The 19,387-nt window shown below is 70.2% G+C and carries 19 protein-coding genes; 8 read left to right on the plus strand and 11 right to left on the minus strand.

From position 1 onward, the window contains the following. Positions 1–5: 5 nt before the first annotated feature. The 5 genes from ACFOES_RS06885 to ACFOES_RS06905 are packed head-to-tail and all read right to left on the minus strand — an operon-like array spanning position 6 to position 5,596. A complete protein-coding gene (locus ACFOES_RS06885; RefSeq protein ID WP_377832460.1) occupies positions 6–572 on the minus strand; it encodes a sarcosine oxidase subunit gamma in 567 nt (188 codons plus the stop codon). Beyond that, entirely contained in the window at positions 565–3,576 is a 3,012-nt protein-coding gene (locus tag ACFOES_RS06890; RefSeq protein WP_377832461.1) for a sarcosine oxidase subunit alpha family protein, read from the minus strand. The genes ACFOES_RS06885 and ACFOES_RS06890 overlap by 8 nt, the downstream gene beginning before the upstream one ends. Then, entirely contained in the window at positions 3,573–3,896 is a 324-nt protein-coding gene (locus ACFOES_RS06895) for a sarcosine oxidase subunit delta (protein WP_377832462.1), read from the minus strand. The genes ACFOES_RS06890 and ACFOES_RS06895 overlap by 4 nt, the downstream gene beginning before the upstream one ends. Continuing rightward, positions 3,897–4,352 (minus strand): hypothetical protein, encoded by a 456-nt coding sequence (locus ACFOES_RS06900; protein ID WP_377832463.1) that lies wholly within the window; start codon positions 4,350–4,352, stop codon positions 3,897–3,899. It abuts the gene before it with no gap. After that, the gene (locus ACFOES_RS06905; RefSeq protein WP_377832464.1) at positions 4,352–5,596 is read right to left on the minus strand and encodes a sarcosine oxidase subunit beta family protein; all 1,245 of its coding nucleotides are present in this window, start codon (positions 5,594–5,596) and stop codon (positions 4,352–4,354) included. Before ACFOES_RS06905 ends, ACFOES_RS06900 begins: the two co-directional genes overlap by 1 nt. Positions 5,597–5,845: 249 nt before the next feature. Between ACFOES_RS06905 and ccmI the strand changes: the two genes are divergently transcribed. The 4 genes from ccmI to ACFOES_RS06925 all read left to right on the plus strand — a co-directional run bounded on the left by ccmI (position 5,846) and on the right by ACFOES_RS06925 (position 9,033). Further along, on the plus strand, positions 5,846–7,402 hold the full coding sequence (gene ccmI / locus ACFOES_RS06910) for a c-type cytochrome biogenesis protein CcmI (RefSeq protein ID WP_377832465.1): 1,557 nt from the start codon (positions 5,846–5,848) through the stop codon (positions 7,400–7,402). A gap of 8 nt (positions 7,403–7,410) precedes the next feature. Beyond that, on the plus strand, positions 7,411–7,878 hold the full coding sequence (gene ruvX / locus ACFOES_RS06915) for a Holliday junction resolvase RuvX (RefSeq protein ID WP_377832466.1): 468 nt from the start codon (positions 7,411–7,413) through the stop codon (positions 7,876–7,878). 23 nt (positions 7,879–7,901) lie between these two features. Next, a complete protein-coding gene (locus ACFOES_RS06920; RefSeq protein ID WP_377832467.1) occupies positions 7,902–8,129 on the plus strand; it encodes a DUF1289 domain-containing protein in 228 nt (75 codons plus the stop codon). 202 nt (positions 8,130–8,331) lie between these two features. Beyond that, on the plus strand, positions 8,332–9,033 hold the full coding sequence (locus ACFOES_RS06925; RefSeq protein ID WP_377832468.1) for a M48 family metalloprotease: 702 nt from the start codon (positions 8,332–8,334) through the stop codon (positions 9,031–9,033). A 187-nt stretch (positions 9,034–9,220) separates the two neighbouring features. Here ACFOES_RS06925 and ACFOES_RS06930 read toward each other — a convergent pair whose 3' ends face one another. The 3 genes from ACFOES_RS06930 to ACFOES_RS06940 all read right to left on the minus strand — a co-directional run bounded on the left by ACFOES_RS06930 (position 9,221) and on the right by ACFOES_RS06940 (position 11,322). Further along, complete coding sequence (locus ACFOES_RS06930; RefSeq protein ID WP_377832469.1) at positions 9,221–9,760, minus strand: RSP_2648 family PIN domain-containing protein; 540 nt, start codon at positions 9,758–9,760, stop codon at positions 9,221–9,223. Continuing rightward, on the minus strand, positions 9,757–10,989 hold the full coding sequence (locus ACFOES_RS06935) for an RSP_2647 family RNA methyltransferase (RefSeq protein WP_377832470.1): 1,233 nt from the start codon (positions 10,987–10,989) through the stop codon (positions 9,757–9,759). The genes ACFOES_RS06930 and ACFOES_RS06935 overlap by 4 nt, the downstream gene beginning before the upstream one ends. A 174-nt stretch (positions 10,990–11,163) precedes the next feature. Beyond that, a complete protein-coding gene (locus ACFOES_RS06940) occupies positions 11,164–11,322 on the minus strand; it encodes an RSP_7527 family protein (RefSeq protein ID WP_377832471.1) in 159 nt (52 codons plus the stop codon). 314 nt (positions 11,323–11,636) lie between these two features. On the opposite strand from ACFOES_RS06940, the gene edd reads away from it, so the two are divergent. Together edd and eda are read left to right on the plus strand one after the other, a co-directional pair. Then, positions 11,637–13,442 carry a phosphogluconate dehydratase gene (edd, locus tag ACFOES_RS06945; RefSeq protein ID WP_377832472.1) on the plus strand — a complete coding sequence of 602 codons (1,806 nt, stop codon included), beginning with the start codon at positions 11,637–11,639 and terminating at the stop codon, positions 13,440–13,442. A gap of 275 nt (positions 13,443–13,717) precedes the next feature. After that, positions 13,718–14,356 (plus strand): bifunctional 4-hydroxy-2-oxoglutarate aldolase/2-dehydro-3-deoxy-phosphogluconate aldolase, encoded by a 639-nt coding sequence (gene eda, locus ACFOES_RS06950; protein ID WP_377832473.1) that lies wholly within the window; start codon positions 13,718–13,720, stop codon positions 14,354–14,356. Between the two features lie 2 nt (positions 14,357–14,358). Here eda and ACFOES_RS06955 read toward each other — a convergent pair whose 3' ends face one another. The 3 genes from ACFOES_RS06955 to ACFOES_RS06965 all read right to left on the minus strand — a co-directional run bounded on the left by ACFOES_RS06955 (position 14,359) and on the right by ACFOES_RS06965 (position 18,192). Then, positions 14,359–14,637 carry a hypothetical protein gene (locus ACFOES_RS06955; RefSeq protein WP_377832474.1) on the minus strand — a complete coding sequence of 93 codons (279 nt, stop codon included), beginning with the start codon at positions 14,635–14,637 and terminating at the stop codon, positions 14,359–14,361. A 17-nt stretch (positions 14,638–14,654) separates the two neighbouring features. Continuing rightward, on the minus strand, positions 14,655–17,444 hold the full coding sequence (locus ACFOES_RS06960; RefSeq protein WP_377832475.1) for a [protein-PII] uridylyltransferase family protein: 2,790 nt from the start codon (positions 17,442–17,444) through the stop codon (positions 14,655–14,657). 361 nt (positions 17,445–17,805) lie between these two features. Beyond that, positions 17,806–18,192, minus strand: coding sequence for a DUF4440 domain-containing protein (locus tag ACFOES_RS06965; RefSeq protein ID WP_377832476.1), 387 nt, complete (start codon positions 18,190–18,192; stop codon positions 17,806–17,808). Positions 18,193–18,287: 95 nt separating this feature from the next. Here ACFOES_RS06965 and ACFOES_RS06970 point away from each other — a divergent pair, with 95 nt between their 5' ends. Together ACFOES_RS06970 and ACFOES_RS06975 are read left to right on the plus strand one after the other, a co-directional pair. Next, positions 18,288–18,758: a YbaK/EbsC family protein gene (locus ACFOES_RS06970; protein ID WP_377832477.1), complete on the plus strand. Its 471-nt coding sequence runs from the start codon at positions 18,288–18,290 to the stop codon at positions 18,756–18,758. Positions 18,759–18,943: 185 nt separating this feature from the next. Continuing rightward, entirely contained in the window at positions 18,944–19,342 is a 399-nt protein-coding gene (locus tag ACFOES_RS06975; protein ID WP_377832478.1) for a DUF2852 domain-containing protein, read from the plus strand. Positions 19,343–19,387 lie beyond the last annotated feature (45 nt).

Raw genomic sequence — 19,387 nt, forward strand, 5'->3', positions numbered from 1 at the left:
GGTGCCTAGAACAGCCCGACCTCGCCGCCCGGGGTCGCCGAGACCGTCAGCAGCCCCATGACATAGGCCGCGACCGAGCGGAAGGAGACCAGCGTGAAGCCGCCTTCCGCATCCATCCAGAAGGCGGCGGCGACCTGGGCGGCGCGGGTGCGGCGCAGCTCGCCCGGGCCGAAGACGGCGGGCGACAGGTCGACGGGGCAAAGCTTGGCCAGCACCTCGCGCGCGCCCGCGCCCTCGATCCGGAACACCGCGCGGGCGTCCGAGACGTCGATCGCCAGCGCGTGCTCGCCCTTCAGCGCCGCGGTCAGCGCCGCCAGCGTCGCCGGCACCTCGGCATAGGGCAGCCAGAGCAGCAGCTCGTCGGGCGACATCCAGCCCGCGCCCTTCTCCCCCACCATCTCGATCCGCCGGGTGTCGGGCACCTCGGTGCCGACCGCCGCCTTGACCGCTTCCTTCAGCCGGGTCGCGCCAAGGTCGCCGCGCAGGGTGATCATGCCCTGCGGCCCGACCTCGCGCACCGTCACGTAACCGTCGAAGCTGGCGCCGCCGAGCGCCGAAACCGGGTCAGACATTCTGCTTCTCCCCGTCCTTGTCGTAGAAGACCGGATCGACGATCCGGGCCCGGACCGCGCCGCCACCGGTCTTCGGGAACTCCACCGTCTCGCCCATCCGTTCGGGCCCGCGCTTGATCAACCCCATCGCGATACCGCGCTTGAGCGTCGGCGAGTAATAGGTTGATGTCACGCGCCCTTCCGTGTTGCGCTGACCGTTGGCATTGGTGCCCGCGGCCACCGCGTAGGCGCCGTCGGGGATCACCGAGCCGTCGAGGGTTTCCAGCCCGACCAGCTTCCAGCGGTCGGGATCGGTCATGTGCGGCCGCTGCTGGCCGCGCTTGCCGAGGAAATCCTCCTTCTTCTTCGAGATCGCCCAGTCCAGCCCCAGATCCTGCGGGATCACCGTGCCGTCGGTCTCGTCGCCGATCATGATGAAGCCCTTCTCGGCCCGCATGATGTGCAGCGCCTCGGTGCCGTAGGGCATGGCGCCGAACTCGGCCCCGGCCTCGATCAGCTTGTCCCACAGCGCCCGGCCGTGGCTGGCCGGCACCGCGATCTCATAGCTCAGCTCGCCCGAGAACGAGATCCGGTAGATCCGCACCGGCAGCCCCGCCAGTTCACCGTCCTGCCAGTCCATGAACTTGAAGGTCTCGGCCGAAACGTCCATGCCGCCCAGCTTTTCCAGCACCTTGCGGGCATTGGGGCCGACCACGGCGATCTGGGCGAACTGCTCGGTCAGGTTGGCGGTATGGACCTTCCAGTCCCACCATTCGCATTGCAGCCAGTCCTCCATCCAGCCGTGGATGCGATCGGCCCCGCCCGAGGTGGTGTGGCACAGCCAGGTCTCCTCGTCGATGCGGGCGACGACGCCGTCGTCCGACAGGAAGCCGTTCTCGTTGCACATCAGCCCGTAGCGGCAGCGGCCGGGTTTCAGGTTGCTCATCATGTTGGTGTAGAGCATGTCGAGGAAGCGCCCGGCATCCGGCCCCTTGACCAGGATCTTGCCCAGCGTCGAGGCGTCGAGCAGGCCCAGCTTCTCGCGCGTGTTCAGCACCTCGCGCTTTACCGCCTGGTCCGCGGTCTCGCCCACCCGCTTGTAGCAGAACGGGCGGCGCCAATGGCCGACCGGCTCCCACTCGACGCCGTTGGCCTCGTGCCAGTCATGCATCGGCGTGCGGCGCAGCGGCTGGAAGATCTCGCCCCGCGCCTCGCCGGCCAGCGCGCCGATCGTGACCGGGGTGTAGGGCGGCCGGAAGGTGGTGGTGCCGACCTGCGGAATGTCTTCACCCAAAGCCTGAGAAAGAACGGCAAGCCCGTTGATATTACTCAACTTCCCTTGATCTGTCGCCATGCCCAGCGTGGTGTAGCGCTTGGTGTGCTCGACGCTCTCGTAACCTTCGCGCGCGGCCAGCTGGACGTCGGAGACCTTGACGTCGTTCTGGTAGTCGAGCCACATCTTCATCCGCAGCGCCGGCGCGGCGCCCTGCGGCATGGTCCAGACCGGCAGCAGCGGTGCCTCCTCAGGCGCGCCGACGGTCGCCACCGCGTCGCCCTTCGGCGTGAACCCGGCGGCCTCGAGCGCGGCAACCGTCGCCGCCTGCGCGTCCGTCAGCACCTCGCCCGCCAGCAACGCGCCGTTGGCTGCGCCGGCGGCGAAGACGAAGCCGGTGCCATCGGCGCCCAGCGGCGGCCGCGCCGGATCGGGGCGGAACATGGAGTGCTCGGCGTCCCAGGTCAGCTTGCCGCCGCAATGGCTGTAGAGGTGGACCACCGGCGACCAGCCGCCCGACATTGCCACCGCGTCGCAGGCGATCTCTTCCAGCACCGCGCCCTCGCCGGCCTGGGCGCAGATGGCGACGCCGGTGACGGCCTTGCCGCCCTTGACCTTGGCGATGCCCTTGCCGGTCTCGACCCTTATGCCGAGTGCCCGCGCCTGCTCCGGCAGCGCCCCGTTGGCGCTGTCGCGGGCATCGAGAATGGCCGGCACTTCCAGCCCCGCCTGTTTCAGCGCGATGGCGGTGCGGTAGGCGTCGTCGTTGTTGGTGACGACGACGGTGCGGTCGCCCGGGCTGACCGCCCAGTTGACCACGTAGTCGCGCACCGCCGAGGCCAGCATGACGCCGGGAATGTCGTTGCCGGCGAAGGCCAAGGGCCGCTCCAGCGCCCCGGTCGCGGTGACGATGCAGCCGGCGCGGATGCGCCAGACCCGGTGTTTCGGCCGGCCGTCGCCGGGGGTGTGGTCGGCCACCTTCTCGTCCGCCAGCACGTAACCGTGGTCATAGACCCCGGCCGCCATGCAGCGGCTGCGCAGGGTGACATTCTCCATCCCTTCAAGGGCTTGAAGCGTGGTGTTGATCCACTCCTCGGCCGGCTTGCCGTCGATCTCGACGCCGTCGACCGGCGCCCGGCCACCCCAATGGGCGGTCTGTTCCAGCACCAGCACCCGGGCGCCCGAGGCCGCGGCCGTCAGTGCCGCCTGCAGCCCGGCGATGCCGCCGCCGACCACCAGCACATCGGCGAAGGCGTAGAGGTATTCATAGCGGTCGGCGTCGCGCTCGACCGGCGCCTTGCCGAGGCCGGCGGATTGGCGGATCACCGGCTCGAACACCGATTTCCAGGCCGCGCGCGGTGCCATGAAGGTCTTGTAGTAGAAGCCGGCCGGCAGGAAGCGCGCGACGTAGTTGTTCAGCACGCCGACATCGTATTCCAGCGTCGGCCAGTGGTTCTGGCTGGTCGCCGTCAACCCGTCGAACAGGTCGGTCGTCGTCGTGCGCTGGTTCGGCTCCAGCCGCGCGCCGCTCCCGAGGTTGACCAGCGCGTTGGGCTCTTCCGCCCCGCTCGCCACCAGCCCGCGCGGGCGGTGATACTTGAAGCTGCGGCCGAGCAGGCTCTGCCCGCTGCCCAGCAGCGCCGAGGCCAGCGTGTCGCCGGCAAAGCCGGTGAACCGCTTGCCGTTGAAGGTGTAGCTCAGCGTTGCCGAGCGGTCGATGAGGCGGCCGCCACGGGCCAGACGGGTGCTCATTTCCAGCCCTCCCAACCGGGTCGCTTGGCCTTGATCGTCGCGATCAGATCGGCCGGGGGTTCTTTCGACTGCGCCGGGTAGGTGCCGAAGACTTCCAGCGTCGCGGTGCAGCGCGCGGCCAGGAACCACTTGCCGCAGCCATGGGCATGGCGCCAACGCTCGAAATGCACGCCCTTGGGGTTCTTGCGGGCGAACATGTAGCTTTCGAAATCGTCGTCGGAGGAGCCGGCGCCATGGCGCACCAGATGCGCCTCGCCGCCCGGGGCGAGCTCGGATTCCTCGGCTTTGACGCCGCAATAGGGGCAGGAGAGAGTGAGCATCTATTGCACTCCAAGTGCTTTTAGGTTGAGCAAGTCCAACCCAAGAAGTTGCAGAGCAAAGCCAGTGAGGATGAACACCATACCGACGTAAGAGAACGTGAGCGATCGACGTGCGTCGTCAGCAGCCTCCCTGGCCGACCGATGAAGAAACTCGATTACATTTGTCACCCCGTCGGCGCTCTTGCCGATCTCGTCACGAAAAGACTGAAGTGTTTGGCTGAGTTCGTGCACATCTACTCCGCCATCGCCATCGAAACCTTCGCTGCCGCTGATACCAGTCTCAAGATAGGTTCTTGCGAACTCAAGAGTCTGAAAGCTTGGGAATATCTCATTGAACAGGCGCTCATTCTCGCTAGCCGTCTTCTTCATCGACTTTTGTACCCTGACAAGATCAACTGCCAGCAAGGCCACGCCGACAAAATCCAGACAGAGACCGAGGGCTGACAGAGAGGCCATCAGTGCGCCACCCCCGCCGCGACGCTCTCGTCGATGAAGCGGCCTTCCTTGAAGCGATCCAGCCCGAACTCGGCGGCGAGCGGCGAATGGCCCTTGGCCATCAGCTCGGCCATCGCCCAGCCCGAGCCGGGGATCGCCTTGAAGCCGCCGGTGCCCCAGCCGCAGTTGATGAAGCAGTTGCCCAGCGGCGTCTTCGAGAGGATCGGCGAGCGGTCGCCGGTCATGTCGACGATCCCGCCCCATTGCCGCAGCATCTTCAGCCGCGAGATCATCGGGAAGGTCTCGACCAGCGCCCGCAGCGTCTCCTCGATATGGTGGAACGATCCGCGCTGGGTGAAGTTGTTGAAGCCGTCGGTGCCGCCGCCGATCACCATCTCGCCCTTGTCGGACTGGCTCATGTAGCCGTGCACGGTATTGGCCATGACGACGACGTCCATGCAGGGCTTGACCGGCTCCGAGACCAGCGCCTGCAGCGCCACCGCCTCGATCGGCAGCCGGAAGCCCGCCATCTCGGCCAATTGCCCGGAATGGCCGGCGACGACGATGCCCATCTTCTTGGCGCCGATGAAGCCCCTGGTGGTCTCGACCCCGGTGACCTGGCCGTTCTCGGAACGCACGCCGGTCACTTCGCATTTCTGGATGATGTCCATGCCCATGTCGGAACAGGCGCGGGCATAGCCCCAGGCGACGGCGTCGTGCCGGGCGGTGCCGCCGCGCGCCTGCCACAGTCCGCCGAGGACGGGATAGCGCGGGCCGTCGATATTGATGATCGGCACCAGTTCCTTGACCCGGGCCGGACCGATCCACTCGGTCGTCACCCCTTGCAGCGCGTTGGCATGGGCGGTGCGCTGGTAGCCGCGGACCTCGTGATGGGTCTGGGCCAGCATGATGACGCCGCGGGGCGAGAACATGACGTTGTAGTTCAGGTCCTGGCTCAGCGTTTCGTACAGGCTGCGCGCCTTCTCGTAGATCGCCGCCGACGGGTCCTGGAGGTAGTTCGAGCGGATGATGGTGGTGTTGCGGCCGGTATTGCCGCCGCCGAGCCAGCCCTTCTCGATCACCGCGACATTGGTGATGCCGTGGTTCTTGCCCAGGTAATAGGCGGTGGCGAGGCCGTGGCCGCCGGCGCCGACGATGACGACGTCGTAGGACGATTTCGGCTGCGGCGAGCGCCAGGCCCGCTCCCAGCCCTGGTGGAAGCGCAGCGCCTCGCGGGCGATGGCAAAAGCGGAATAACGTTTCATCGGCCCTCTCGAATCCCCGATCTGCGGCGGTGGCCCGCCCCTTGCCTTGTGAAGCGGCGGCGCCGCCCCTCCCCATCCGTCTGCGGCACTATCGGGAGAAATGCGACATCGCCCCGATTGCTGTAGCACGCCGCCGCCGCTCGCGCGCCATCACGCGGCCGTGAGCCGCAGACCGCCCCCTGCGGCGGTTTGTGTCTTTTGTCATCGGCGATGAATCTTTACATGAGGTGCGAGCGGATGGGAGGATCAATGGACTTCTTGGCGAATTGGGGCTTCTGGACCGCCGTCGGCGGGCTGACCGTGGCGGTGGCCGCGCTGATGATCCGGGCGCTGATCCGCGGCCGCGACCGCGGCACGCCGGCGGCGGCCTATGACCTGCAGGTCTATCGCGACCAGCTGCGAGAGGTCGACAAGGACGAGGCCCGCGGCGTGATCTCGGCCGAGGAGGCCAAGCGGCTGCGCACCGAGGTCTCGCGCCGGGTGCTCGAGGCCGACAAGGCGCTGCAGGCCGCCGACGGGGGCGCTCCCGCCCCGCGCGAGGCGACGATCGCCGTTGGCCTGGTGATCGCGGTGCTCTGCCTCGGCGCGGTCTGGCTCTACCTCCGCGTCGGCGCGCCGGGCTATCCCGACCTGCCGCTGGCCGAACGTCTGGCCCAGGCCGAGAAGGCGCGCGCCGACCGCCCGAGCCAGGCCACGATCGAGGCCGAGGTGGCCAAGAAATTCACCCCGCCCAAGGCCGATCCGAAATATGTCGCGCTGATCGAGAAACTGCGCCAGGCGGTGGCGAAGAAGCCCGACGACCTGACCGGCCAGCAGCTGCTGGTCCAACACGAACAAAGACTGGGCAATTTCTCCGCCGCCTGGAAGGCGCAGCAGGCGATCAACCGCATCAAGGGCGACAAGGTCACCGCCCAGGACTGGGCCATACAGGCCGACCTGATGGTGATCGCGGCAGACGGCTACGTCTCGCCCGAGACCGAGCAGGTGCTGAAGAAGGCGCTGCTGCTCGACCCCAAGAACAAGATCGCGCGGTTCTATACCGGGGAGATGCTGACCCAGACCGGGCGGCCCGATCTCGCCTTCCGGCTGTGGCAGCCTCTGATGGAGGAAGGTCCGCCCGATGCGCCCTGGGTCCAGATGATCCGGGCACAGATCGGCGAAATCGCGCGCGAGGCAGGCATCCGCTACAACCCGCCCGGCATGAAGGGGCCGAGCGCGGCCGACATGGCGGCGGCCCAGGACATGACGCCGGAAGAGCGCCAGCAGATGATCCGCGGCATGGTGCAGCAGCTTTCGGACCGGCTGAATACCGAGGGCGGCAGCCCGCAGGAATGGGCCCGCCTGGTCGGCGCCTATGGCGTGCTGGGCGAGACCGACAAGCAGGCCGCCGCGCTGGAGAAGGCGCGCAAGGCACTGGCCGACAACCCGGATGCGCTGAAGATGGTCGAGCAGGCCGCCAAGGGCGGCGGCGCACCGATGATGGGCGGCGCGGGCGGCCAGGCCCCGGCGGCGCAGGCCCCGGCCCTGCCCGGCCCCACGGCCGAGGACATGCAGGCCGCCGGCAAGATGTCGGCCGCCGACCGCCAGCAGATGATCAAGGACATGGTCCAGCGCCTCGCCGACAAGCTTGCCAACGAGGGCGGCACGGCGCCGGAATGGGCGCGGCTGATCAACGCCTATGGCGTGCTCGGCAACACCGAGCGGGCCAAGGCGATCTGGGGCGAGGCCCGGACCCGCTTTGCCGGCCGCGACCAGGACCTGGCGCTGATCCGCGCCGCCGCCCAGAAGGCCGGCGTGGCCGAGTGAATGCACCGATGAGCATCCTCGAGGAGATCGTCGATTTCGCCGCCGCCCTGCCGCCGCATCGCGCGCTGGCCGGGCTCGACTTCGGCGAGAAGACCATCGGCGTCGCCGTCTCCGACCGGCTGCGCAGCGTCGCCACGCCGCTCGAGACGATCCGGCGCAAGAAGTTCACCCTCGATGCCGAGGCGCTGCTGGCGATCGTCGAGGCGCGCGAGATCGGCGGCCTCGTCCTCGGCCTGCCGCGCAACATGGACGGGACCGAGGGTCCGCGCTGCCAGTCGACCCGCGCCTTCGCCCGCAACCTCAGCCGCCTGACCGATCTGCCGATCACCTTCTGGGACGAGCGGCTGTCGACGGTTGCGGCAGAAAGGGCACTGCTCGAGGCGGATACGTCGCGCAAACGTCGGAACGAGGTGATCGACCACGTCGCCGCGGGGTATATCCTGCAAGGGGCGCTGGATCGCCTGCGCAATCTGTAACCGGCCGAACCAAGGGGAAAGCGGTGAACGACGAGGTCTGGAAGCGCGACGAGATCGAAAGCCCCTGTGTGAAGATCTGCGTCATCCATCCCGAGGCGCGGCTTTGCGTCGGCTGCCACCGCAGCGTGGACGAGATCGCCGCCTGGTCACGGATGGCGCCCGAGACCCGGCGGCAGATCATGGCCGAACTGTCCGCCCGCGCGCCGTTGCTGGCCAAGCGCCGCGGCGGCCGCGCCGGCCGGCGGGGGTAGGGCTGTCCGGGGCGACCTCACCGGAGTAGCGCCCTGCGTTGCCCCCAGTTTGCGCAACAGAGGGCGGCGCAGAGCGTCTTGTTCCGGGCCGTTGGCGCATTTCTCGGATGGCAGGGAATTTTCGAGCCGCGCGAAAAGCGACAGGCCTCACCGCCCCTTCACGGCTCTGGCATTTCCCCTCCGCCTCCCCCATATCCGATCCATGATCCGCTTCACCCCCATCCTGCTCGCCCTGCTCTTCGCCTGGATCACCTGGCGCTTCTCGGCCTGGCAGACGGCGAAGGAGCTCGACGCCCGCTCGGTGCCGCTGGCCGATGCCGGGCTCAAGCGGCTGACCGACCGGATGGCCGAGGCGCTCGGCGTTTCCCGGATCGAGGTCAACCTCTACCGCATCGCCCCGGTCAACGGCCTTGCCGCCCCCGACGGGCGCATCTTCCTGACGCAAGGGTTCTACGACCGCTACCGCGCCGGCGAGGTCAGTGCCGAGGAACTGGCCAGCGTCATCGCGCATGAGCTGGGCCATGTCGCGCTGGGGCATTCGCGGCGGCGGATGATCGACTTCTCGGGCCAGAACGCGATGCGGATGGCGCTGGGGATGATCCTGTCGCGGGTCCTGCCCGGCATCGGCATGTGGGTGGCGAACATGATCACCAGCCTGCTGGCCGCCCGGCTCAGCCGCCAGGACGAATACGAGGCCGACGCCTATGCCGCGGCGCTGCTGACCAAGGCCGGGATCGGCACCGCGCCGCAGAAATCCCTGTTCCACAAGCTTGAGGCCCTGACCGGCGCGGCGCACGGCACCGTCCCCGCCTGGCTGATGAGCCATCCGCAAACCCACGAGCGGATCGCCGCGATCGAGAAGATGGAAGCGCGCTGGGCGGCGGTGGAGCGCGGCAGCGATTGATCTGCGAAACCTGAGAGAAGGGCGGCGCCCGACCCTGGGTGGGCGCTTGCGACGGTCCCGTCTGGCAGTTGCGTTGCGGCCCTCCGAACGGCCGAGCCCATTGGCCGGCCTCGGCATGCGCCCTCCCGGGGGAGGGTCGGGCGCCGCCCGGCGTTGCCACCGGGCGAGACAGCCGCACAGGCGTCCCCTACCCCAGCGCCTTGCCCAGCCGCGGCAGCTTGGCCCGCTTGAGCAGCCGGCGCATCGGCTGGGCCTCGCCCGAGAGCCGCTCGGCCTCGACCCGCACCTCTTCCGCCGCCGCGGCCACCGCCTCGGGCGCGTCCTGCCACAGCCCGATCAGGAACTGGTCGGGGTCGAGCCGCTCGAGGCCTTCCTCGGCCAGGTCGCGGCGCGGGAAATCGACGGCGTTGAAGGTCACCAGCACATCGGCGCTGCCGGCGATGGCGGCGGCGAGGACGTGGATGTCGTTCGGATCGGGCAGCCACAGCCGCGCCTCGATGCCCGGCGTCGGCGCCACCGCCGCCCTGGGCCAGGCCGCGCGCAACAGTGCGATCTCGCCCCGCGCGATCTCTTCCGCCCCGGGCCCGAGCTTGACCGCGGCCCGCGCCCATTCCTCGAGGATGCGGTCGGACCACAGCGGCTCGTAGAGGCCGCGCCGCGCCACCGCCAGCAGCACCTCGCGCAGCACGGTCGGGTAGAGGACGCAGGCGTCGAGCAATGCCTTCACGGCATCATCCGGTAGAACAGCGCCTTGAGGTAGCCGGATTCGGCCAGCTGCGGCAGCAGCGGGTGGTCGGGGCCGGCAAAGCCGGTATGGAGGATCTGGCCGCGCCGCCCGCCGCGGCCGATGCCGCGCGACGAGGCGTTGCGGAAGCTGCTCAGGTCGGCGGCATGCGAGCAGGAGCAGAGCCCGAGATAGCCGCCCGGCGCCACCAGCGGCGCCGCCAGCCGCGCCACCCGCTCGTAGGCGCGCAACCCCGCCTCGAGCGCCGGTTTCGCCGGCGCGAAGGCCGGCGGGTCGCAGACGACGAGGTCGAATTGCGCCCCTTCCTCGGCCAGCGCCTCCATCACCGCGAAAGCGTCGCCCTGCCTTGTCGAGAACCGCCCGGCGACCCCGCCGGCCTCGGCTCCCCTGGTCGCCAGATCCAGCGCCGGGGCCGAGCTGTCGACGGCCAGCGCGCTCTCGGCGCCGCCGGCCAGCGCGGCGAGGGAGAAGCCGCCGACATGGCTGAACACGTCGAGCACCCGCGCCCCCTTGGCCAACCGCTGGGCGAAGGCGTGGTTCGGCCGCTGGTCGAAGAACAGCCCGGTCTTCTGCCCGCCCAGGACGTCGGCCATGTAGGTGGCGCCGTTCATCGTCACCGGCACCGGCCCGTCGACCGCGCCCTGCAGCACCACGGTCTCCTCCGGCAGCCCCTCGAGCCCGCGCGCCCGGCCGGTGCCGTTCTTGATCACGGTCGTCACCCCGGTCACCTCGACCAGCGCCGCCGCCAGCGGGGCGAGCAGCGCCTCGGCCCAGGCGGCATTGGGCTGGATCACCGCAACCTTGCCGAAGCGGTCGATGACGACGCCGGGCAACCCGTCGGCCTCGGCATGGACCAGCCGGTAGAACGGCGCCTCGAACAGGCGCGTCCTCAGCGCCAGCGCGTGGCGCAGCCGGGCCGCGAACCAGGCCTGGTCGACCTCGGCGCCGCTGTCGCGGTCGAGCATCCGGCAGATGATCTTGGAATTGGGATTGACCGTCACCAGCCCCAGCGGCCGGCGCTCGCTATCCTCGAGCCGCGCCAGCACGCCGGGCGCCAGCGCCCGCGTCCGCCGGTCGGTGACCAGCTCGTCGGCATAGACCCAGGGAAAGCCGTGGCGGATCGCCCGCGCCTCGGCCTTGGGCCGCAGGCGGACGGTCGGGCGGGAAGCGGAGCGGTCGGAGTCGGGGCTGGGCGCGGAGGGCTGTGTCATGGCCCTCTCCTACTGCAGCTTCGCCACGGCGGGAAGAGGCCGCGCACGCTACTCGCCCCTCCCGAAAACGAAAGGCTCGAAACGAAAGGCTCAAAAACGAGACACTCCCGGGAAGGCCCCGGGAGTGTCTCCGTCGCGTCCGTCTTTGCCTTTCCTTGCGGCGGCTGCCCGCACTCAGGCGTTCTGCGGCAGGCCGGCACCGCGGCGGGTGTGGCTGGCGACCCAGGCGATCATCGCGCGGACACCGCCGGCGACGGCCTCGGCCCGCATCCGGCGCGCCTCGCGCTCGATGGCGGCGAGATCGATTTCGGCGAAGGTTTCGGGCGTGTTCATGGCGTCTTTCCTTTCCATGTCTCAATGCTCCGTCCCTGCGACCCAAAATAGGTAAGCATCACTGACATGACCACTTCGAATGCCGTAATGCCGCTATGCAGCATTCGCATGGGTTGTCACCCCGGCGCATAGCGATTGCGCAACCCGGCCGCCGCGGCGCCGAAAAACCCGGCCGCGCCGGTCTGTCCCGATCCCCGCTTCCCCGCCGGAGATATGGTGCTATCTTGTCCCGCATCCCGGCCGGATTTGAATTGTTAGCGCTAACGGTCTGTGCTAAGCGCGGGTCCGAGCCCCAATTACCCCGGAGAGCCGCCATGCCGCTCGACAGTACGATCGCCCGCGTCACCGACCGCATCCGCGCCCGCTCGCAGGACAGCCGCAGCCGCTATCTCGACAAGATCGCCCGCGCCGCCGAGGCCGGGCCGGCCCGTGCCCATCTCGCCTGCGGCAACCAGGCCCATGCCTATGCCGCCGCGGGCGCCGACAAGCCCTCGCTCGCCGCCGGCCGGGCGCCGAATATCGGTATCGTCACCGCCTATAACGACATGCTCTCGGCCCACCAGCCCTTCGAGCGTTTCCCGCAGCTGATCCGCGAGGCCGCGCGCAAGGCCGGCGCCACCGCCCAGGTCGCCGGCGGCGTGCCGGCGATGTGCGACGGCGTCACCCAGGGCCAGCCCGGCATGGAGCTGTCGCTGTTCTCGCGCGACACCATCGCGCTTGCCGCCGGGGTGGCGCTGAGCCACAACTGCTTCGACGCCGCGCTCTTCCTCGGTGTCTGCGACAAGATCGTGCCCGGCCTCGTCATCGCCGCCGCCAGCTTCGGCCATGTCCCGGCCCTGTTCCTGCCCGCCGGGCCGATGACCTCGGGCCTGCCCAACGACGAGAAATCCAAGGTCCGCCAACGCTTCGCCGCCGGCGAAATCACCCGCGCCGAGCTGATGGAGGCCGAGATGGCCTCCTATCACGGCCCCGGCACCTGCACCTTCTACGGCACCGCCAACACCAACCAGATGCTGATGGAGTTCATGGGCCTGCACCTGCCCGGCGCCAGCTTCGTCAATCCCAACACCCCGCTGCGCGACGCCCTCACCGTGGCCGGCGTCGAACGTGCCGCCGCGATCACCGCGCTCGGCAACGATTACCGCCCGGCCGGCGAGGTGCTGGACGAGAAGGCCTTCGTCAACGGCATCGTCGGGCTGATGGCGACCGGCGGCTCGACCAACCTGGTGCTGCACCTGCCGGCGATGGCCCGCGCCGCCGGGGTGGTGCTCGACCTCGAGGATTTCGCCGACATTTCCGCCGCCACCCCGCTGATGGCCAAGGTCTACCCGAACGGCCTCGCCGACGTGAACCATTTCCACGCCGCCGGCGGCCTGGCCTACATGATCGGCGAGCTGCTCGACGCCGGCCTGCTCCACCCCGACACCACCACCGTCGCCGGCGACGGCCTCGCCCGCTACACCCAGGAGCCGAAGCTGGCCGACGGCAGCCTGAGCTGGCAGGACGGGCCGCGCGAAAGCCACAACGACCGCATCCTGCGCCCCGCCGCCGATCCGTTCCAGCCCGAGGGCGGGCTGAAGCAACTCTCCGGCAATCTCGGCCGCGGCGTGATGAAGGTCTCGGCGGTGGCGCCCGAGCGCCATGTCATCGAGGCCAAGGCCCGCGTCTTCGCCGACCAGGCGGAGGTCAAGGCCGCCTTCCATGCCGGCGCGTTCACCGAGGACACCATCGTCGTCGTCCGCTTCCAGGGCCCGCGCGCCAACGGCATGCCCGAGCTGCACTCGCTGACCCCGATCCTGTCGGTGCTGCAGGAGCGCGGGTTGAAGGTGGCGCTGGTCACCGATGGCCGCATGTCCGGCGCCTCGGGCAAGGTGCCGGCGGCGATCCATGTCAGCCCCGAGGCCGCGACCGGCGGTCCGATCGCCAAGGTCCGCGACGGCGACCCGATGCGCCTCGACGCCACGGCCGGCCGGCTGGAAGTGCTGGTCGACGACCTCGACGCCCGCCCCGCCGCCACCGCCGACCTCTCGGCTCACCGACACGGCATCGGCCGCGAGATGTTCGAGATGTTCCGCGCCAATGTCGGCGCCGCCACCGAAGGCGCCGCCGTGGTCGTCTGATCCCCCCGGCGCCGCGGCCGCTGGCCGGCGTCCGAACTTTCTTGCCTTCGGCGAGGATATTTTAGTGAAGATGAAAGGATTTCGCGGAAGGATCAGGGCGCGGTACAGGCGGGGACGCCGATGACCGCTGAAGGTGAAAGCCCTCCGCCTCCCCGGCTCCGGCCGCCCGAGGCGGAGGGCCGCCCCTTCCCCTCCCTTTCATCTTCATACAAATATCCCCGCCGGAGGCCTCCGCCCTCTCCCCCCGTTCCCGCGTTTCGACGAAAGGCCCCGACATGACCCCGCAAGACGCCTCGGCCCGCGCCGAAGAGATCTGCCGCCTCGCCCCCGTGATCCCCGTGCTGGTGATCGAGGACGCCGCCCGGGCGCGGCCGCTGGCCGAGGCGCTGGTCGCCGGCGGGCTGCCGGCGCTGGAGGTGACGCTGCGCACCCCGGCGGCGCTGGACGCGATCCGCGAGATGGCGCAGGTGCCGGGCGGCGTGGTCGGGGCCGGGACGCTGCTGACGCCCGAGGATGTCGCCGCGGCGAAGGCGGCGGGGGCGCGCTTCGGGGTCTCGCCCGGCGCCACCGACCGGCTGCTCGACGCCTGCGAGGCGGCCGACCTGCCGCTGCTGCCCGGCGCTGCGACGGCATCGGAAGTCATGGCGCTCTACGAACGCGGCTATACGGTGCAGAAGTTCTTCCCGGCCGAGGTGGCCGGCGGCGCCCCGGCGCTGAAGGCGCTCGGCGCGCCGATCCCGCAGGTCCGGTTCTGCCCGACCGGCGGCGTCAGCCCGAGGAATGCCGGCGACTACCTGGCGCTGGCGAACGTGCTTTGCGTCGGCGGCAGCTGGGTGGCGCCGAAGCAGATGCTGGCCGAGGGCGACTGGGCCGGGATCACCGAGCTGGCGCGCAAGGCGGCCGGGCTGGGCTGAGTTCAGCCGGCGGCCGGGCGGCTCCGCCCGGCGCGACCGCCGCGGCGGCACGGCGCGGCGGCCTCGTCGAGCCCGGCGCTCAGCACCGCGGTCATCGGGTGGTCGGGCGCCGCGGCGCCGTACTGCGCCAGCAGCGCCCGCAGCGCCTCTTTGGGATCCATCCCCGCCGGCAGGCTGAGCGCCCAGTCGACGAAGATCGAACGGCATTCGGCCGCGCCGATGCCCTCGATGCGGTAGCTTTCGCGGATCAGCCCCTTGGGGTCCGCCTCACCCGTCGCCATCACCCGTCTCCCCATCGTCACGCCGGCTCCTGCGCCTGTCCCAACAGCGCCGATATCCGCCGTTCCGCCGCCGCCGTCCGCTCCGCCAGCGCCGCTGCCAGGTCGGAAACCGACGCCACGCCGGTCTCGCGCAGCAAGAACGCCGTCGCGCCCTCGCCGACCGCGTCGAGATCAAGCGCCCGGTCGGTCAAGAGCCGCGTCGCCGCCGTCAGCCGCCAGCACAGACGGTAGGCCGCCAGCAGCTCTTCTTCCACCGCCTTGTCATACCAGCCCGAGCGCGCCCCGGCGCGCAGCTGGGCCTCGACCCGGCGCGCCGGATCGCCGGCCCGCAAGGCCGCGGTCTGGGCCAGCAGCTCGATCTCCATCATCCGGCCCGGGCCCTGCTTGGCCTCCCAGGCGCCGTCGCCGGGCTTCGCCGCCCGCAACCGGGCGCGCATCCGGGCGACATCCTCCAGCACCGTCGCGCCCTGCCCCTTCTCGGCCAGCAACGCGCGCCGGAACGCCTCGACATCCGCCGCCAGCGCCTCGTTGCCGGCGATCGGCCGGGCCCGGGTCAGCGCCAGGTGCTCCCAGGTCCAGGCCTCGTCGCGCTGGTAGCTGACGAAGGACGCCCAGGAGGTCGCCACCGGCCCCTGCCGGCCCGACGGCCGCAGCCGCATGTCGACCTCGTAGAGCCGGCCCTCGGCCATCGGCGCCGACAGCGCCGTCACCAGCGCCTGGGTCAGCCTTGCGTAATAGGGCCGGACGGCGAGCGGGCGGCGCCCGTCCGAGGCCTCGGCCTCTTCGGGGTCGTAGATCACGATCAGGTCGAGATCCGAGGTCGCGTTCAGCCGCCCGGCGCCCAGCGAGCCCATGCCCAGCACCATCGCGCCACGGCCGGGCGGCGCGCCGTGCTTGCGGGCGAATTCGGCGACGCAGGGCGGCCAGACCGCCGCCACCGCCGCCTCGGCCAGGTCGGCATATTGCTTGGCCGCCTCGAAGGCGTCGATGAGGCCGCGCAGGTGATGCACGCCGATGCGGAAATGCCATTCCTTGGCCCAGCGCCGGGCGGCATCCAGCTTGCCCTCGTAATCGCCGATCCCGGCCAGCATCTCGGTCAGCCCGGCGCGCAAGGCCGCCACGCCCGGCCAGGGGGCGAAGAAGTCGCCGCCCAGCACCGCGTCCAGCACCCCGGCATTGCGCGACAGATAGGTCGAAAGCTGCGGTGCTGTTGCGCAGATGTCGACAATCAGGTCGATCAGCTGAGGATTGGCCTCGAACAGCGAGAACAGCTGCACCCCGGCGGGCAGCCCCTTGAGGAAACCGTCGAACTGGCGCAGGGCCTCGTCCGGGTTGGCGGCGCGTTGCAGCCGGCCGAGGATGGTCGGCCGCAGCCGGCGGAAGATCTGGCCCGCCCGGTCGCTGCGCAGCGCCGGATAGACGTGCCAGCCCTCGACGATCGCGGCGGCACTCTCGGAGAGGTCCGGCCCCTCCGCCTCTTCCCCGGGCGCGAAGAAGCCCTCGGTCAGGGTATCCACCCGCTCCAGCCGCTCGGTCAGCCGGGCCCGGAACCGGGCGGTGTCGCCCTCGCCCGTCATCCGCGCGATGCGGTCGAAGCCCGCAGCCGAGGTCGGCAGCAGGTGGGTCTGGGCGTCCTGCACCATCTGCAGCCGGTGCTCGACCTCGCGATGGGCGCGGTAATGCTCGGTCAGTTCCTCGGCCACCTCGGCCGGCACCCAGCCCCTGTCGGCCAGCCGGGCCAGCCCCTCGACGGTGCCGCGCACCCGCAGGTCCGGGTCGCGCCCGCCGGCGATGATCTGCCGGGTCTGGGTGAAGAACTCGATCTCGCGGATGCCGCCGCGGCCGAGCTTCATGTTATGGCCTTCCAGCACCAGCGGCCCGGCCAGCCCCTTGTGGGCGCGGATCCGCAGCCGCATGTCATGGGCGTCCTGGATCGCGGCGAAATCGAGATGCTTGCGCCAGACGAAGGGGGTCAGGGTCTTGAGGAAGCGCGCCCCCGCCGCCAGGTCGCCGCCGCAGGGCCGCGCCTTGACATAGGCTGCCCGCTCCCAGGTCCGGCCGACGCTTTCGTAGTAGCTTTCCGCCGCCGCCATCGACAGGCAGACCGGGGTGACGGCGGCATCTGGGCGCAGCCGCAGGTCGGTGCGGAAGACGTAGCCCTCGGCGGTCAGGTCGGTCAGCAGCGCCGTCATCTTGCGCGTCACCCGGATGAAGCCGGCGCGGGCCTCGTGGCTGTCCTCGGGATCGTAGCGGCTCTCGTCGTAGAGGCAGATGAGGTCGATATCCGAGGAGTAGTTGAGCTCCCCCGCCCCCATCTTGCCCATTGCCAGCGCCACCATGCCGGCGGCGGTCTCGGCGTCTTCCGGCGTGGCGCCGGGGATCTTGCCGCGCCGGATCTCGTCGCCCACCAGACGCTTCAGCGCCAGGTCGACGGCGGTATCGGCAAGGCTGGTCAGGGCGCCGGTCACCTGTTCCAGCGACCAGACCCCGCCCAGGTCCGCCAGCCCCGCCAGCAGCGCGATCCGGCGCTTGGCCCGGCGCAGCGCGGCGCCCAGATCGGCCAGCGGCAGCTCCTGCAAGGACGCCAGTTCGGCCTCCAGCGCCGGCTCCGGCCCGCCGGCCAGCGCGGCGCCGATCCAGTCCACTTCGCGTTCGAGCAGGCCCTTGAGATAGGGGCTGCAGCCGGCAGTGCCGGCGATCAGCGCGCCGATCTCGGGCGGCTGGTCGGGGAAAAGCCCCCGCGCCTCGGCCCCGGCCTCGGGATCGAAGGGAATGGGGCAGCGGCTCAGGCGGGTGGCGAATGTCATGGAGGCAAGATGGCGGCGCGGCGCGGGAGGGTCAACGGGCAGCGGTGCCGCAAGGGAGTGGGCGGAACGGGGGCCAGAGGCGAGCGCCTTGCCCTTTCGGGGCGGCACTGGATGGGGTTCGCCAATCCCGACCCTGCAGCAATACGCGACCTGAGCAGGGCGAGCGCCTGCCCGTGGGGTGGCGCTCCCAACCGTCGAACTTCACACTTTATGGCAGCCAAGCCCCTACTCAACATGAACTTCGCACGCGGCCCCCAAAGCGCCAGCCCGCCGGGACGGGCAGGCGCTCGCCCTGCACGCTACACGCGCGTAGCGGGCGGAGTGGCGCATCGCATGACTGGCAAAGGCAGTCTCCCCTACCCTACACCGGCACCGGCCCGCCTTCCGCCGTGTCCTGGCTGAAGACGTTCCGCCAGACCACCGGCCCGCCGTCCTCGGCTCGGCGCCAGACCGAGGAGACATACATCGCCTCGAGTTCCTGTGACCCCACCCGCACGAATTCCGCCCGGTAGGCCAGCAGCACCACGCCCGGCGCCAGTTCGAGCAGCCGCGCGTCGCCCAGTTCGTAGCGTGCCACCGTCGGCCCGCCGGCCAGCTGCCCGGCATGGTCGGCCTTGGCCGCGAACCCGTCCGAATAGACCCCGAGGAAGCCATCCTCGAGCATTGCCCCGTCCGCCGCCGGATCGCCCGCGACCAGCGCCTCCCAGACCCGGCGCTCCAGCGCCAGGAAGGTCTCCAGATCGGCCATGCACGCCTCCTTCGCGTCACCCTGCCGTGAGCGGCCGGGCCTTGCCCCCGCCGCGCGCGCCGGACATGGTGACGCGGCTTAACAGGGAGACAGTCATGAGCAAGAGCCTGAAGCGGGTCAAGGCGGCGCTGGAAGCGGCCGGGGTCGAGGTCGATCTGCGCGAGATGGCGGCCGAAACCCGCACCGCCGCCCAGGCCGCGGCGGCGGCCGACTGCGCGCTGGACCAGATCGTCAAGTCGATCATCTTCCGCGGCGAGACCTCGGGCCATGTCAGGCTGTTCCTGACCGCCGGCGGCAACCAGGTCTGCGCCGACAAGGCCAGCGAACTGGCCGGCGAACCGCTGGGCCGGGCCGATGCCAACCTGGTCCGGGCCGAGACCGGCTTTGCCATCGGCGGCGTCTCCCCGGTCGGCCATATCAACCCGGTGACCGCCTTCCTCGATCCCCGGATCCTCGAGTTCGACCTGGTCTGGGCCGCCGCCGGCACCCCGCGCCACATCTTTTCCATCGCCCCCGGCGAGCTCCACCGGCTGACCGGCGCCGAGATCGCCGACTTCACCGAATAGACCGGCGTTTCAATCCCTTACGGCACGCCCCCGGCCGAGGCGCGATGCTTCTCGCCAGAGCCGGGAAACTGTCGCACCCGGGGGCAATGTGAAAAACTTTCACATCGACCCTTGAAAGCCGGCGCCGGATTCCCGATCTTGGCAATGTGAAAGCAATTCACATCATCTCTTCTAGGGAGTTCACAATGACCGCCATCACCGCCTGGCCCTCACAAGCCGAAGCCTGGCTCGACGAGCGCGGCAAGCCGGCCTGGATCGCCGCGATGATCCTCGGCTTCATCTTCTTCTGGCCCGTCGGTCTCGCCATCCTGTTCTACATGATCTGGAGCAAGCGCATGTTCAAAGGTTCCTGCCGCCATCGCCGCCACGAGTGGAAGGCCCGCCATTACGGCATGGCCTCCTCGGGCAACACCGCCTTCGACGCCTACAAGGCCGACACCCTGCGCCGGCTCGAGGAGGAACAGGACGCCTTCGAAAGCTTCCTGCAGCGCCTGCGCGATGCCAAGGACAAGCAGGAATTCGACGCCTTCATGGACGAGCGCGCCCGCGCCGCCCGCGACAGCGAGACCGCGGCCGAAAGCTGAGCTAGACTGAGCCGAGACACGCGACGGGCGGTCCCCTGGGGGCCG

The organism is Acidimangrovimonas pyrenivorans, assembly GCF_042643245.1.
GTDB classification, from domain to species: domain Bacteria; phylum Pseudomonadota; class Alphaproteobacteria; order Rhodobacterales; family Rhodobacteraceae; genus Acidimangrovimonas; species Acidimangrovimonas pyrenivorans.